The organism is Citrobacter sp. Cpo071 (genome assembly GCF_030332765.1).
Taxonomy (GTDB): Bacteria; Pseudomonadota; Gammaproteobacteria; order Enterobacterales; family Enterobacteriaceae; genus Citrobacter; species Citrobacter portucalensis.
The window spans coordinates 1-15,268 of record NZ_JAOWHE010000008.1 but is presented as its reverse complement, the minus strand read 5'-3'; the positions used below and the strand labels follow the sequence as shown (position 1 = coordinate 15,268).

Below are 15,268 nucleotides of genomic sequence, written 5' to 3'. Positions count from 1 at the left end.
ATGTTTTTGTATGGAACTTTACCTTGATACCGCCAACGTCGCGGAAGTTGAACGTCTGGCACGCATCTTCCCTATCGCGGGTGTTACCACCAACCCAAGCATTGTGGCGGCAAGCAAAGAATCTATCTGGGATGTACTGCCACGCCTGCAAAACGCCATCGGCGAAGAGGGTATTTTGTTTGCCCAAACCATGAGCCGCGAGGCGCAGGGCATGGTGGAAGAAGCCAAACGCCTGAGCAATGCAGTGCCCGGTCTGGTAGTGAAAATCCCGGTGACATCCGAAGGTCTGGCCGCGATTAAGATGCTGAAAAAAGAGGGTATCACCACGCTGGGAACCGCCGTATACAGTGCATCTCAGGGGCTACTGGCTGCGCTGGCAGGAGCTAAATATATCGCGCCTTACGTTAACCGTATCGACGCACAGGGCGGCGACGGGATTCGCACAGTACAGGAACTGCAAACGTTACTGGAGCTGCATGCGCCAAACAGCATGGTACTGGCAGCCAGCTTTAAAACCCCGCGTCAGGCGCTGGATTGCTTACTGGCAGGATGTGAAGCTATCACCCTGCCATTAGACGTAGCGCAACAAATGCTCAATACCCCTGCGGTAGAGTCAGCAATAGAGAAGTTTGAGCAGGACTGGAACAACGCATTTGGTCACATCAACCTGTGAGGGAAATAAAGTATGGATCGCATTATTCAATCACCTGGTAAGTACATCCAGGGTGCCGATGTTATTACCCGTCTTGGTAGCTACCTCAAACCACTGGCAGAACGCTGGCTGGTCGTTGGGGACAAGTTTGTCTTAGGCTTTGCCCAGGGCGCACTGGAAAAAAGCTTCCAGGATGCCGGACTGGCGCTGGAAATTGCACCGTTTGGCGGCGAATGTTCACAAAACGAAATCGACCGTCTGCGCGGCGTAGCGGAAAAAGCGCAGTGTGGCGCAGTACTTGGTATTGGCGGCGGTAAAACGCTGGATACCGCCAAAGCGCTGGCGCACTTTATGGGCGTGCCTGTCGCCATTGCCCCAACCATCGCCTCTACCGATGCGCCGTGCAGCGCGCTGTCCGTCATTTACACCGATGCCGGTGAATTCGATCGCTATCTGCTGCTGCCCAACAACCCGGACAGGGTCATTGTGGATACCAAAATTGTTGCGGGCGCACCGGCGCGTCTGTTAGCTGCGGGTATTGGCGATGCGCTGGCAACCTGGTTCGAAGCGCGTGCCTGTTCACGCAGCGGCGCAACCACCATGGCGGGCGGTCAGTGTACTCAGGCGGCGCTGGCGCTGGCAGAGCTGTGCTTTAATACGCTAATCGAAGAAGGTGAAAAAGCGATGCTGGCAGCCGAGCAGCACGTGGTTACACCAGCACTGGAACGTGTTATTGAAGCCAACACCTATCTGAGTGGCGTCGGTTTTGAAAGCGGTGGTCTGGCAGCGGCTCACGCCATTCATAACGGTCTGACCGCAATCCCGGATGCGCATCATTACTACCACGGCGAGAAAGTGGCTTTCGGTACGCTAACGCAGCTGGTGCTGGAAAACGCGCCGGTTGATGAAATTGAAACCGTTGCCGCGCTGTGCCATTCCGTTGGTCTGCCGATTACCCTGGCGCAACTGGACATCAAACAGGATATCCCGGCGAAAATGCGCATTGTGGCTGAGGCAGCCTGTGCAGAAGGCGAAACCATCCACAACATGCCTGGCGGCGCAACGCCGGACCAGGTGTATGCCGCCCTGCTGGTGGCTGATCAGTACGGTCAACGTTACCTGCAAGAGTGGGAATAACCTGCAAACAGAAAATCCCCGCAATCGCGGGGATTTTTTTATTCATACTATGCCGGATACGCGCAAGCGACATCCGGCATTAGCTGTTACAGCAGATCGAAACGATCCAGGTTCATCACTTTCACCCATGCGGCAACGAAATCTCTCACGAACTTCTCGTGAGCATCGCTGCAGGCATAAACTTCAGCCACTGCGCGCAGTACGGAGTTAGAACCGAACACCAGATCGGCGCGGGTTGCCGTGTATTTTACTTCACCGCTCAGACGGTCACGACCTTCGAACAGCTCTTTTGACTCATCAACCGCCTTCCACTCATGGCGCATATCCAGCAGATTGACGAAGAAGTCAGTGCTGAGCACGCCAGGACGATCGGTAAAGACGCCATGCTGGCTGCCGTCGAAGTTGGTGCCCAGTACGCGCATACCGCCCACCAGCACGGTCATTTCCGGTGCGGTCAGCGTCAGTTGCTGTGCTTTATCAATCAGCAGCGACTCGGTGGTCGATACGTCAGGACGGGAGCGGTAGTTACGGAAGCCATCGGCGATCGGCTCAAGCAGTTCAAACATCTCAATATCCGTTTGATCCTGACGCGCATCCACGCGGCCCGGCGCAAAAGGTACTTTGATGCTGACACCCGCAGCGCTAGCCGCCTGTTCTATACCGACAACACCAGCCAGCACGATAATATCGGCTAACGAAGCGGTATGGGCTGACTTATAGATGCCTTCCAGCACAGGCAGTACGCGTGCCGCGGTAGCATTCACATCCCAGCCACGCTGTGGGTCCAGCGCCAGACGCGCACCGTTAGCGCCGCCACGTTTATCCCCACCGCGGAACGTTGATGCAGAAGCCCACGCCACTGACACCAGCTCGCCCACGGACAACCCGGAAGCAGCAATGGTCGCCTTCAGTTTCAGGATATCTTCTTCGCTTGGGTTAAAGAACGCATGCGGCAGCGGGTCTTGCCAAATCAGATCTTCTTTTGGCACTTCCGGTCCGATGTAACGCGCTTTTGGCCCCATATCACGGTGCGTCAGCTTAAACCATGCGCGGGCAAACGCTTCGTTAAACGCCTGCGGATCGTTCAGGAAACGGCGGGAAATCTTCTCGAACTCCGGATCGAAACGCAGCGTCAAGTCGGTAACCAACATTGTTGGCTTACGTTTTTTCGACGGATCGAACGGATCGGGGATAATTTCCGGTGCGTCAACCGCTTCAAACTGAATAGCGCCTGCCGGACTGCGAGTTTGCACCCATTCATATTTGAACAGGTTCTCGAAGAAATAGTTGCTCCATTGGGTCGGCGTCTGCGTCCAGACCACTTCCAGACCGGAAGTAATTGCGTCTGCACCCGCGCCGCTGCCGTAGCTGCTGGCCCAGCCCAGGCCCTGCGCTTCAATTGGTGCGGATTCTGGATCGGCGCCTACGTGCGAAGCCGGCGCTGCACCGTGAGTTTTGCCCAACGTATGACCGCCGCCAATCAGCGCTACGGTTTCTTCGTCGTTCATACCCATGTTACCGAAGGTCGCGCGAATAGCCGCTGCCGCAGAAAGCGGTTCGCCGCTATGGTCCGGCCCTTCCGGGTTCACATAGATAAGGCCCATTTCGGTTGCGCCCAGCGGCGCTTTTGCCAGTTCTTCCGGATGACGGTGGGTCAGCCAGGCTTTTTCATCACCCCAGTTTACGTCGAGATCCGGTTCCCAGACGTCTTCACGACCGGCACCAAAGCCGAAGGTACGGAAGCCTGAGTTTTCCAGCGCCACGTTACCCGCAAGGATAAACAGGTCGGCCCAGGAAATTTTCTGGCCATATTTCTGCTTGATTGGCCACAGCAGACGACGCGCTTTATCCAGGCTGACGTTGTCCGGCCAGGAGTTCAGTGGTGCAAAACGCTGCTGTCCGCGACCCGCGCCACCGCGTCCATCGATGGAGCGATAGGTCCCTGCACCGTGCCATGCCATGCGGATAAATAATCCGGCATAGGTTCCCCAGTCAGCGGGCCACCACGGTTGAGATTCGGACAGAAGGGCTCTGAGATCCCCTTTCAGGGCAGAGTAATCAAGTTTGCTAAATTCTTTGCGGTAGTCGAAGTCCTCACCCAGCGGGTTGGAACGGTTGGAATGTTGGTTTAAAAGATCTACACGGAGTTGATTGGGCCACCAGTCGCGGTTGTTCGTTCCTGCTCCCGCGCTGTGATCCGGCCCGCCCTGATGAAAAGGACACTTACCGGCAGTTGATGCGTTCTGGCTATCGTCGGACATGCTCATCTATATGCTCCCTTTACAGTGTTCTGACTACGATATACACCACCAGAGATAAGATATAGTCGAAAAAACCCACAGATTCGATAGCTCATTCCTTTTATATTTAAAGTTACAGAGATGTAGATCAAAATGATCAATAAAAAACCCTCCGAAGAGGGCTGAGGCACTAATTATGCTGGTCTTACTCCCAGCGTGTGACAAATTGCGTAGCTCATCTCGGCACGGTTAAGGGTATAGAAGTGAAAATCTTTCACCCCTTCGCGACTGAGGATTTTCACCATGTCCATAGCGATGTTTGCACCTACCAGCTTGCGGGTTTCCGCATCATCATCAAGACCATCAAACATGGTCGACATCCAGGAGGGGATACGAACATTGGTCATATCGGCAAATTTTTTCGCCTGTTTAAAGTTGGAGACTGGCAGGATACCCGGAATAATTTCCACATCGATTCCCGCAGACACGCAGCGATCGCGAAAGCGCAGATAGCTTTCCACATCGAAGAAAAACTGAGTAATGGCGCGGTTTGCACCAGCATCAACCTTACGCTTCAGGTTCAGCAAATCGGCCTGAGCGCTCTTCGCTTCTGGGTGTACTTCCGGATAAGCCGCAACGGAGATATCAAAGTCCGCAACGTCTTTCAGCAGAGTCACCAGGTCAGAGGCATACATATCCGGTTTACCGCTTCCCGGCGGCAAGTCACCGCGCAGAGCAACAATATGACGAATACCGTTATTCCAGTAGTCCTGAGCAATGGTGCGCAGCTCATCGCGGGTAGCATCAATACAGGTCAGGTGCGGAGCTGCTTCAAGACCAGTGCGATCCTTAATGCCTTTAATAATGCTGTGCGTACGGTCGCGCTCACCAGAGTTTGCACCGTAGGTGACTGAAACAAACTTCGGCTTCAGGCTGCTCAGGCGATCGATGGAGTTCCACAGGGTTTGCTCCATTTCACTGGTGCGCGGCGGGAAAAACTCAAACGAAACGTTAATCTGACCCTGTACTTCCGCCAGGCTCTGATTCAGGGCTTCCCGCTGGTTGGCGTGAAAAAAGCTCATACCTTACCTCATCAATCTTTTGTCGTTATATGTTGTGTTGTGAACTGCTATACGTTTAGACGTCTAGATGTAAAAATGACGGAAAAGCACGCTGGCGTCAACACAAAAATCATCGTTAAAGGTGAGGAATACTCAGCCAACGTGAAAAAAATTCACATCAGCCTGAAATGATGGGGAATTGTGGCATGACCGTCTGCCAGCCGTTAACGAGAGCGGTGACAGACTCGCCTCTGGCCAGAGCGCGGGTAAGACGCAATACGGGTAGGTTTAACGCAGGATGAGAGCGTTGAAGTGATTATGCAGATGGCTGTTGACGTATTTTATCCGGCCTGGGTCACAAACGAACCGTCGGCCGGATCATCCGGCAACAAAAACTACAGCAGCTGCGCCAGACGGTTGATGTCTGACTGAATAGCGCCGGCGGTGACGTCACGACCTGCGCCCGGTCCACGGATCACCAGCGGGTTATCGCGATACCAGCGGCTTTCAATGGCGAATACGTTATCGCACGGCAGCAGCGCCGCCAGCGGGTGTTCAGGACGAACCGCTTCAACACCAACGCGCGCTTTACCGTTAGCATCAAAACGCGCCACATAGCGTAGCACCAGCCCCATTTCACGCGCCGCTTCCAGACGCTGCACCATCTGCTCGTTCAGCTCATCACCATTCTCAAAGAAATGGTCAATAGAGCCTTCTTCACAGTGCGCAGGCACCAGCGATTCCACGCGAACCTGGTCCGGTTCGATGTCGTAACCTGCTTCACGCGCCAGAATCACCAGCTTACGCATCACATCTTTGCCGGAAAGATCTACGCGCGGATCGGGTTCAGTCAGCCCCTGCTGCCACGCCTGATCCACCAGATCGGTGAACGGGACCGTGCCATCAAATTGCAGGAACAACCACGACAACGTACCGGAGAAGATCCCGCTGATCGACAGAATGGTATCTCCGCTATCAATCAGATCGCGCACGGTATGATTGATCGGCAAACCTGCGCCTACGGTAGCGTTATACAGCCAGTGGCGACCGGTTTTTTCAAAAGCGTCATGAATTTGGCGATAATTATGACTGCTGCTCGCCCCCGCCAGTTTGTTGGCGCTGATAACGTGGAAACCATGGCTGGCAAAATCCAGATACTGATCCGCAAGTTGCTCGCTGGCAGTAACGTCCAGCACCACTAAATCATCATACGGGTGAGCACGCATCCACAGGAATAGAGACTCTTCATCCTGCTCTACTGCCTCGTCATCAAAGAAAGCTAACGCGCGGCTGGCATCCAGCCCTTCGTAATTCAGCAGGCTACGACGGCTATCAACCACACCCGCCAGCACAAACTCTAATCCGGTGCGCGCCGAGAGCGTGCTCTGCTCGCGAGCGAACAGTTCCAGCCAGCGCGAACCAATGTTGCCTTTGCCGAACAACACCAGACCAATGCGTTTTTCCGCGCGGAAAATTGACTGATGCAGGCCCTGAATCAGGCTCTCTGTTGGCCCAGTACGCAGTACCGCGACCAGGCTGATACCCTCTTCCGATTGCCAGGTGAATTCAACCGGCTGACCTTTCAACTGTTGCCAGAAACGGTGGCAGTGCAGCGGATTACGGGTGACGCCCGCCCCGACCATCGCTACCAGCGCCAGCCCCTGGCGCAAACGCAGCTCGCCCGGCAGACCAGCTTCATCCAGAATTTTCAGTGCGCCGTCAGCGACTTCGGAGGTATAGCAAAATTGCAGCAGTTGGCGATCAGGATGCACACCCACTGCCAGCGGACGCACCTGGGTACGTTTTAAAACCTGATCAATCTCTTTATAAGCCAGCTTAAAGTCCTGGCCAGTCGGAACCAAAAACTCAATCAGGCAGACGTCATCATGACTGGTCACAATACGCGCCCCGGTACCGGAGGCCAGTACGCGTTCAATGCGCGTTGAACCCTGCTCCGGCGTATAGCTACAACGCAGTTGGAGATCGATATCGCTACCGGAAACCGGCTGTAAGGTACGGGCATGGAGAACCGGCGCCGCCAGACGCGCCAGTTCGCTGGCTTCATCCAGACGCAGCAGCGGCAGCAAACAGGCGTCTTTTACTTTACGCGGATCCGCACTGTAAACCCCGGCGACATCGCTCCAGATAGTTACGCGAGAAACGCCCGCCAGCGCGCCAACCTGCGTCGCCGAGTAGTCGGAGCCGTTACGCCCCAGCAGGACCGTTTCACCGCAATTGCTGCGGCTAATAAAGCCGGTAACCACCAGCCGTTTACCCGGATGCTGCGCCAGCAGTTGCTGTAGCAGTGGGTAAGAAAGACCTTCATCTACCTGCGGCTGGGCACCGCGTTCAGCACGTAAAAAATCGCGCGCATCCAGCCAGGCTGACTCCAGCCCCTGTTGGTTAAGGACCGCAGACATCAAACGCGCGGACCATACCTCACCATGCCCAACAACCTCAGCATAGACGGCATCGTTCACGCCACTGTCGAGTAATCCAGCCAGACGCTCCAGATCGTGAATAAACGCACCAATTAGTCCATCCGCTATATCAGGCGGTAACAAACCGCTGATAAGCTCGCTCTGATAGCGACGTAACGCCTGTTGAACCTGATGCGCAGAAAGGCGATCGGTCTGGCTTAATTTCAGCCAGCTAATCAACTGGTTAGTGGTACTGCCTGCGGCTGAAACAACCATCATGTCATCAGGCTGCGAGTACTCCGCCATAATGCCTGCGACACGCAGATAACATTTCACGTCTGCCAGACTACTACCACCAAATTTGTGCAGTTGACGACCCTTCGCCCCTGCCTGCGCAATCACACTCATGTTTACCCCTTGTTTGCAGCCCGGAAGCCATTTTCCAGGTCGGCAATTAAATCTTCGCCATCTTCAATACCGGTGGAGATACGCAGCAGCGTTTCGGAAATTCCGGCAGCAGCACGCGCTTCTGGCGCCATGCCCGCGTGTGTCATGGTTGCGGCGTGGGAGATCAGACTTTCAACGCCCCCTAACGATTCCGCCAGCGTAAACAATGACAACCCGCCGAGGAAGCGGCGCAGCGTTTGCTCATCACCATCCAGTTCAAAACTTAACATCGCGCCAAAGCCTTTTTGCTGACGTGCGGCAATCTCATGGCCCTGATTATCCGGCAATGACGGGTGATACAATTTTTTCACCAGCGGCTGAGTTTGCAGATAATCGACTATCGCCTGAGCATTACGTTGCGCCACCTCCATTCGAGGAGACAGAGTACGCAGGCCGCGCAACAGCAGATAACTATCAAACGCGCCGCCGGTCACACCAATATTATTCGCCCACCATGCCAGTTCAGTGACCGTTTCCGGATCTTCCGCTATCACAACACCAGCCACCACATCTGAGTGACCGTTTAAATATTTCGTGCATGAATGCAACACCAGATCGGCGCCCAATGCCAGTGGATTTTGCAATGCCGGGCTTAAAAAAGTGTTGTCGACCACGCTGACCGCGCCAGCTTCACGCGCCAGCTGGCAGATTTTCGCAATATCCACCACGCGCAGCAGCGGGTTGCTTGGGCTTTCTACCAGCACCAGTTTCGGTTTTTCTGCCAATGCGGCCTGCAATGCCTGCTCATCACCTTGATCGACAAACAGGACGCGGTAACAGCCACGCTTTGCCAGACTGTCAAACAGTCGGTAGCTCCCGCCGTAGCAGTCATGCGGTGCGACCAGCAGATCGCCTGGCTTGAGGAAGACCGTGGTCACCAAATGAATCGCCGACATGCCAGTATTGGTCAGCACAGCACCTGCACCGCCTTCCAGTTCCGCCAGCGCACGCTGAACAACATCGCGCGTTGGGTTGCCGCGACGCGAATAGTCATGGGCGCGAGGTTCATTAAATCCGGTAAAGTTATAGGTGCTGGAGAGGTGAATCGGCGGGACAACGCAACCGTACTGTTCGTCGTCATTTAACCCGCTACGCACTGCGATGGTGGCCTGTTTACGCGTCATATTGAGGAGATCCTGGCTGAGTCGGTGAAAAGTCAGACACCAGAGTAATCATAGTTACGATAGCCGTCAATACATCTGGACATCTAAACTTCTTTGCGTATAGATTGAGCAAACTGGAAATAGCCGTTAAAATTATATGCATTAGCGTACATCTGCGTCGGCTTACTTCGTGTCAGGGCCACGCCACTACGATAAACTACGCGCAATTATGGTCCGGGCTCAGGTTCTGGCCTCAATATTAATGACGAAGAGGATTAGGTATCTCATGGCTGAATGGAGCGGCGAATATATCAGCCCATACGCTGAGCACGGTAAGAAGAGTGAGCAAGTCAAAAAAATTACGGTTTCCATTCCTCTGAAGGTGTTAAAAATCCTTACCGATGAACGCACGCGTCGTCAGGTGAACAACCTGCGCCACGCCACCAACAGCGAACTGCTGTGTGAAGCGTTTCTGCATGCTTTTACTGGGCAACCCTTACCCAACGATGACGACCTGCGTAAAGAACGCAGTGATGAAATCCCGGAAGAAGCAAAGGTAATCATGCGTGAACTGGGTATCAACCCGGAAACGTGGGAATACTGATAGTTAGAACAGCAATGGGCGTGTAGAGGCGGGAATGCTCCCGCCTTTTCTCACAGTGTTACTTACTAATACCATTGAGTTTATTCAATGTTTCTTCCATTTTGAGCGTTTCCGTACGGTTCAATGGATAGAAATAAATCAGAATGACCGCCGCCAAAAACAGGCATAGCGCCGGCAAGAGATTCGCCATCGTATAAATATTTTCCTGCACAATGCTGGTTTGCACTGCACCACCTGTTGACGATGATTGATAGCCAATGATAGCCAACATAAAGCCACCAATCGCCCCTGCGCATGCCTGACCAACCTTGCGCGCAAAGAAGTTCACACCATAAACCGTGCCATCCTCGCGATCGCCAGTGACATACTGATGGTAGTCACAAACATCAGTCATAAACGCCCAAATCATCAGGTTGAATAACCCTGCACCCAGCGTCGCCAGGAACAAGAAAACCAGATAGACCTTTGCATCCGTAATGTGGACAAAGTACATAATCACATACATGACCACGGCAAAAAGCAACGCGCCTACACTGGCTTCTTTTTTACCAAACCGCTTCGTGAGCCAGGATGCCGATGGCGCCAGCAAAACCAGGGAACCAAAGGTAAACAGCAACGCGACTGACATCGCCTCTTTATTGTGGAAATAGTCATTAAACAGGTAAGTCATGTTGGTACCGGACAACCCCTGATTAATTACAATCAGCAAATCCACAACCACTAAAACAATCAGCGCCTTATTGCGTGCCAGTCCCTTCAGCAACACCGAAACGGGCATGCTCTCTTTTCTCTCCACGCGCACGCGCTCCGTCGTTAAATGACAGGTCAAGGATAAAAAGATCAAGCCCAGCACTGCGCAACCAATGGAAATCCAGAAGAAGTGTTGCCCGGAAATCACCTGGCTTCCATCCACCAGGGTGGTGTACATCAGGATTGGAATGAAAAAGCCAGTTGCCCCACCGCCAATTGCTGACCCAACGCTACGCCAGGTTGAAAGCGATACACGATCTTCAGGATTCGAGCTAATCGCCGCAGACATAGCGCCGTACGGAATACTCACGGTAGATAACAGCGAACCGTAAATGAAATAGGAGCAGCAGATGTAGATGATTTTCGCCGTATAAGAAAAATCATTCACAAACGGCAGGAACAGGACAACCGCAATGATGCAAAATGGATACTTCATACGACGCACCCACGGGTTGAAACGTCCATGTACCGTCAGTTTAGAGGTATCGCATAAGCGCCCTACACCAACATCAACAAACGCATCAAAGAGTTTGGTCACAAAATAGAGTGAGCCAACAATAACGCCGGAAATACCGAGGACGTTAGTGTAATAAATCATTAAAAAACTATTAACTAAACCAAGAATAAAACAGGTTCCGAGGTCACCACATAAATAACCAATTTTATCTCTAATTCCGAAAGGCCTGACGGCAGTGGTTTCATTATTTCCGATAATAGTTCCATCATTAGACATGATGTCAACTCCTTAGACATATTATTCACACAAACTATGCTTATCAACGTAATCAGCCGATACGAAAACTATTACCGATTAGAAGTTATAACCAAGACCGACACGATAACGGGTCTGACGATCGTCTGTCGTTGTTGTGTTATAACCCGAGGAAACGTTGCCAACCTCAACAAATGGAACCCAGGAGCCTAATTTGTACGCCACGCGGAAGTTATATTCATAATCATCTTTCCGGTTGTTATATAAATCTTCGCTATCGGCAATTTTATAAATACCATTTAGCTCAAACATCCAGTCATTGACGTTATAACCAAGCCAGGCTTCCGGACGATAGACCATGCGGTCATCTTTGCCGTCAGTGTTTCTGCGCATGTACTCCTGACGATAGCGGAACGCGGTCCACCAGTTGTCGTTGATGTTGTACTGTACGCGGATATAAGGCTTATAAATCGCGATATTATCGCCCGTTTCGATCGCAATGCCGGGCTGCCAGACAAGACCCTGCCAGGTGAACTGATAGCTTGCGGTATACTCGTTGCCGTTACTTTCCATATTATTCCACGCATCATTTGACTGCGTGTTTTCGGAACGAGAAATGGCTTCTACTGCCACACCAAAACCCGTGGCAAAACGGTGAGACATATACACACGATCGTAATTACGTCCATCGTCATAATATTCATGTCGGTAATCAACATAACCCGCCTGTGCGGCCGCAGAGAATAATGGAATCAGTAATAACGCAGATTTAAATTTCATGACAATCCCTCTTCACACTCAACAACGGAAATAATCCATCTCGTTTGTCCATAAAATGGGAAAACAAAAAGGCTTTTAGATTAATTTTATATTTCCACAAAAGTGTATTTTAGAAAGAAAACAGAAACCTTTGGTATTTTGCCAGGAGCTGGTAAAAGTGGCAAAAGACAGAAGATAAAAAGGACGCAGATCACCAGCTGCAATATTTTATCGAAAAAATAAAACGCCGTTTTATTTATTGAATAAAAGACACTATTCATTACATGAATGTTTTTTTCCTGACAGCAGTCATTTATATGCGACCAGAGATACTGAAATGCTTGTTGAAGCGTTCAACACGACCACTGATAGCACCATCACGCAGCTTGCCCGCCTTGACCAACAATTACACAGCCATCCGAGGGTACTATGTCATCAATCCCCCCTATAAACCTAATGGATCAGTCCAACTTACAGGATTTATGTATATACATATGGATTTACTCCCCCCCATCAACGCTATCATGTCTTGGGTGCTATATCGCCCCTGCTACGGGTCATAGTAACGGTTCCGGTTGTAATACACCCCCGTTTTTTCATCCTACTGCTGGCCCGGCAGGCGAATTAGCTGTTGCAGATTGTGCGGATTAACTTCCCGCAGCACATTGCCCCATTCGTCATACTCCGCGCGCCAACTGATAGCACCATCCTAGCTTATCAGCGCCAGCGGCAGGCCCCGGTGATCGCAGTGGTAAAGATGCTGTTTCTTTTGGGGGAGATATTTTGGCTTCAGTTATCCCGCCATCGGGTCCGTTGTCAGTCAGCATCCCGCACCATTGTCGACACCGCATTGCACCTCAGTTCCCCCTATAGCCTATCCAGTGCCGCCACTGTGCTGTAACGGTTAAAGACATGACCCAATATCTTTGCCATACACGTAAATTATTTCATTAACGTTTTGCTTACTAAAATACATGTGTTATTTTTCAAATCAACATGATAAACATACATTTTACCACCTCCACCTTGACTATCCATATCTTCATCAGATTCGAAAAAAATGATCTCAATAAAATATTTTTTATCTTCAATACTAGCTTTATAACTTTCAAATGACTCATTATCTGGCAGGCAATCAGATACAATTTTTAAGGATGATTGTTTTCTGCTTGTTAAATAAATCACATCCTCTCCAAAAGCACTGTATACTTTGCATAGTAAAAAAATAAAAAATTTCATATTATTTCATCTTAGAAATATTTCCGGTTTTTGGGCTGTATTTAAAATAGGTATTTTCTGATTCCCCCAGATAACTTGAATACTCTTTTTCTCCTTTAGCAAAAAAATCAGCACTGCTTTTATCTTTTGGTGAAAAATGTAAGCTATCATAAGCATCATTTTCCTTTAAAACCTTATTTCCTTTTGTATCAGAAAAATATCCATGTGTATGATATACGCCAACCCTTTTCTAGTCGTCAGGACAGGCTGCTTTGTATGAATTCACTCCTGCTACACTGCCTTTTAGAGGACCAGTATAAAAATAGCTCTTATCCTTTTTGCATATCAAACCGCCATATTCGCGATTATTTTCAATTGAGTCAGCGTTGCACATTTTCATAGCAAATAATCCGGCCTCATCTGCATTTGAAAATAAAAATTGATCTAAACCCAATGGGTCTATGTAACTAACCGGATCTAACGGATAAATGTATTGATTCCATCTCCCCATCAGCCCTCTCGGATCCTGGGTGATATACCGTCCCTGTCCCGGATTGTAGTAGCGGTGGCGGTTGTAGTGCAGTCCGGATTCGTCGTCATACTGCTGGCCCGGCAGGCGGATAAGCTGTTGCAGATTGTACGGATTATTCTCCCGCAGCACATTCCCGCATTTGTCATACTCGGCGCGCCAGGCAATGCTGCCGTCCGGTTTGACCAGCACCAGCGGCAGGCCCCGGTGGTACAAGTGGATTGTCCTCTCTGATGTGTATTCCGGCTCCATCTGGCCCTGTATCTGCGCCGGAGTCAGCCCGCACTCGCACAAAAATGTGCATTTTCTCAGACAGGAGTTTTATTTTTTCTCACTACGAAGCACCCCATATTCTATTTTCGTTACGCATTCGTAAGACTCATTTTTTTCAGGAAGATGCGCTGTCATGCGAGCATAAGTTGACTTCTCAGCTTTAAAATAAGTTACCATGATTGAGTTATCAAGAATTGCAAACAATGCTGAATCTCTGCTGTTTTTTTGATAGAAGCCCCCTCGGATATGACTTCTAATATTATTATCAACGATTGCGTCATCGAAAAATGCTGTTTTCTCAGCAGCATTTAGTAAATCCTGAAAAGATCCTTCAGTTGGAGGATTTTCCTTGGGGCGCAGTGTTCCAAGGTTAATTAAAAGCCTGGCACCATTAGGGACAAATTTATTATTTTTACATGTACCCAGTTCTGTTTGCCAGTAATATTCACCTATATCCTCACTCTGATACCATTTCCATTCAGGCTTATTGTTTAAAATGGGGAAAGCGGAATAGATGGTGCCCTTGGTAAAAATGGTCAGGCAAGCATGGTTTTTTGGCTGTATTTCACACGTAGCCATGGCATCAAAACTAATGAATATTATCGGTATAAAGAAAAAAAGTCGTTTCATTTTCTCCCTCCTCTCCTTGTTCTCTGTGATATTTTCCCCCATAACTCACCCAGATCATCTATCCCAGCCGTTGCTGGTCCACTGAGTTCATTGAGATCCGGGAATAAATAGGGTTCTGCACAAGAATATCCCTCTGGCAATTGATTTGCTGCCCAATTCTTCTTGGGTAGATAATCAATTGCTGTCTTTGTATCCATACCTGGATATTTTGGATCATCCCATGGTGTGCAAATCAGGCTCGGTTTCACCCACTTTTTACAATACAATGTGTAATCGTACGGGCTGAATCCATTAAAAAATGTTTTGAAAACGTTGGGTTCACTGCTGGCTTGGTCAATAGGATAATTTGGCATCAATTTTTCCGCTATGCCTGGCATTTTACCCGGGTTGGGCTTAGGTGGTGGGGGCGGTCTCGCTCCGTAGCCACCGTTCTTCATGTGCCCATATTTATTAGGTGCGAGACCCATCGAATCACTCCAGCTAACCGGATCCAATGGATACAAATACAGATTCCATCCACCCATCAACCCTATCGGGTCCTGGGTGATATACCGTCCCTGTCCCGGATTGTAGTAGCGGTGGCGGTTGTAGTGCAGCCCGGATTCGTCGTCATACTGCTGGCCCGGTAGGCGAATAGGCTGTTGCAGATTGTACGGATTATCTTCCCGCAGTACGTTGCCCCATTCGTCATACTCCGCGCGCCAGCTGATGGCGCCGTCCTGGCTTATCAGCG

The 15,268-nt window shown here is 50.5% G+C and carries 12 protein-coding genes and 2 pseudogenes; 3 read left to right on the top strand and 11 right to left on the bottom strand.

Going from position 1 to position 15,268, the window contains the following annotated elements:
* Positions 1–10 precede the first annotated feature (10 nt).
* Both fsa and gldA read left to right on the top strand, forming a co-directional pair.
* Positions 11–673 carry a fructose-6-phosphate aldolase gene (gene fsa, locus OGY09_RS00110; RefSeq protein ID WP_020996106.1) on the top strand — a complete coding sequence of 221 codons (663 nt, stop codon included), beginning with the start codon at positions 11–13 and terminating at the stop codon, positions 671–673.
* A 12-nt stretch (positions 674–685) separates the two neighbouring features.
* Complete coding sequence (gldA, locus tag OGY09_RS00105) at positions 686–1,789, top strand: bifunctional L-1,2-propanediol dehydrogenase/glycerol dehydrogenase (RefSeq protein WP_003825158.1); 1,104 nt, start codon at positions 686–688, stop codon at positions 1,787–1,789.
* Between the two features lie 86 nt (positions 1,790–1,875).
* Here gldA and katG read toward each other — a convergent pair whose 3' ends face one another.
* The 4 genes from katG to metB all read right to left on the bottom strand — a co-directional run bounded on the left by katG (position 1,876) and on the right by metB (position 9,081).
* Positions 1,876–4,056 carry a catalase/peroxidase HPI gene (katG, locus tag OGY09_RS00100; protein WP_032945632.1) on the bottom strand — a complete coding sequence of 727 codons (2,181 nt, stop codon included), beginning with the start codon at positions 4,054–4,056 and terminating at the stop codon, positions 1,876–1,878.
* Positions 4,057–4,223: 167 nt separating this feature from the next.
* A complete protein-coding gene (metF, locus tag OGY09_RS00095) occupies positions 4,224–5,111 on the bottom strand; it encodes a methylenetetrahydrofolate reductase (RefSeq protein WP_008787045.1) in 888 nt (295 codons plus the stop codon).
* A gap of 374 nt (positions 5,112–5,485) precedes the next feature.
* Positions 5,486–7,918: a bifunctional aspartate kinase/homoserine dehydrogenase II gene (locus OGY09_RS00090; RefSeq protein ID WP_032945630.1), complete on the bottom strand. Its 2,433-nt coding sequence runs from the start codon at positions 7,916–7,918 to the stop codon at positions 5,486–5,488.
* Between the two features lie 2 nt (positions 7,919–7,920).
* Positions 7,921–9,081, bottom strand: a complete 1,161-nt coding sequence (metB, locus tag OGY09_RS00085) for a cystathionine gamma-synthase (protein WP_032945628.1) — start codon at positions 9,079–9,081, stop codon at positions 7,921–7,923.
* Between the two features lie 265 nt (positions 9,082–9,346).
* On the opposite strand from metB, the gene metJ reads away from it, so the two are divergent.
* Positions 9,347–9,664, top strand: a complete 318-nt coding sequence (gene metJ, locus OGY09_RS00080) for a met regulon transcriptional regulator MetJ (RefSeq protein WP_003825168.1) — start codon at positions 9,347–9,349, stop codon at positions 9,662–9,664.
* A gap of 58 nt (positions 9,665–9,722) precedes the next feature.
* Here the strand turns inward: metJ and OGY09_RS00075 are convergent, their stop codons facing one another.
* From OGY09_RS00075 to OGY09_RS00045, 7 genes and pseudogenes are all read right to left on the bottom strand, one after another.
* The gene (locus tag OGY09_RS00075) at positions 9,723–11,147 is read right to left on the bottom strand and encodes an MFS transporter (RefSeq protein WP_032945626.1); all 1,425 of its coding nucleotides are present in this window, start codon (positions 11,145–11,147) and stop codon (positions 9,723–9,725) included.
* 78 nt (positions 11,148–11,225) lie between these two features.
* Complete coding sequence (locus OGY09_RS00070; protein WP_003825173.1) at positions 11,226–11,906, bottom strand: oligogalacturonate-specific porin KdgM family protein; 681 nt, start codon at positions 11,904–11,906, stop codon at positions 11,226–11,228.
* 424 nt (positions 11,907–12,330) lie between these two features.
* Positions 12,331–12,678 (bottom strand): annotated as a pseudogene (locus tag OGY09_RS00065) (RHS repeat-associated core domain-containing protein); the annotation flags it as partial.
* 149 nt (positions 12,679–12,827) lie between these two features.
* The gene (locus tag OGY09_RS00060) at positions 12,828–13,124 is read right to left on the bottom strand and encodes a hypothetical protein (RefSeq protein WP_032945624.1); all 297 of its coding nucleotides are present in this window, start codon (positions 13,122–13,124) and stop codon (positions 12,828–12,830) included.
* Positions 13,125–13,548: 424 nt separating this feature from the next.
* Positions 13,549–13,929 (bottom strand): annotated as a pseudogene (locus OGY09_RS00055) (RHS repeat-associated core domain-containing protein); the annotation flags it as partial.
* A gap of 24 nt (positions 13,930–13,953) precedes the next feature.
* Positions 13,954–14,535, bottom strand: a complete 582-nt coding sequence (locus OGY09_RS00050) for a hypothetical protein (protein ID WP_032945620.1) — start codon at positions 14,533–14,535, stop codon at positions 13,954–13,956.
* Positions 14,532–15,268 (bottom strand): RHS repeat-associated core domain-containing protein (locus OGY09_RS00045; protein ID WP_286589714.1); only part of this gene is annotated, 737 nt, incomplete at its 5' end. The genes OGY09_RS00045 and OGY09_RS00050, both read right to left, overlap by 4 nt.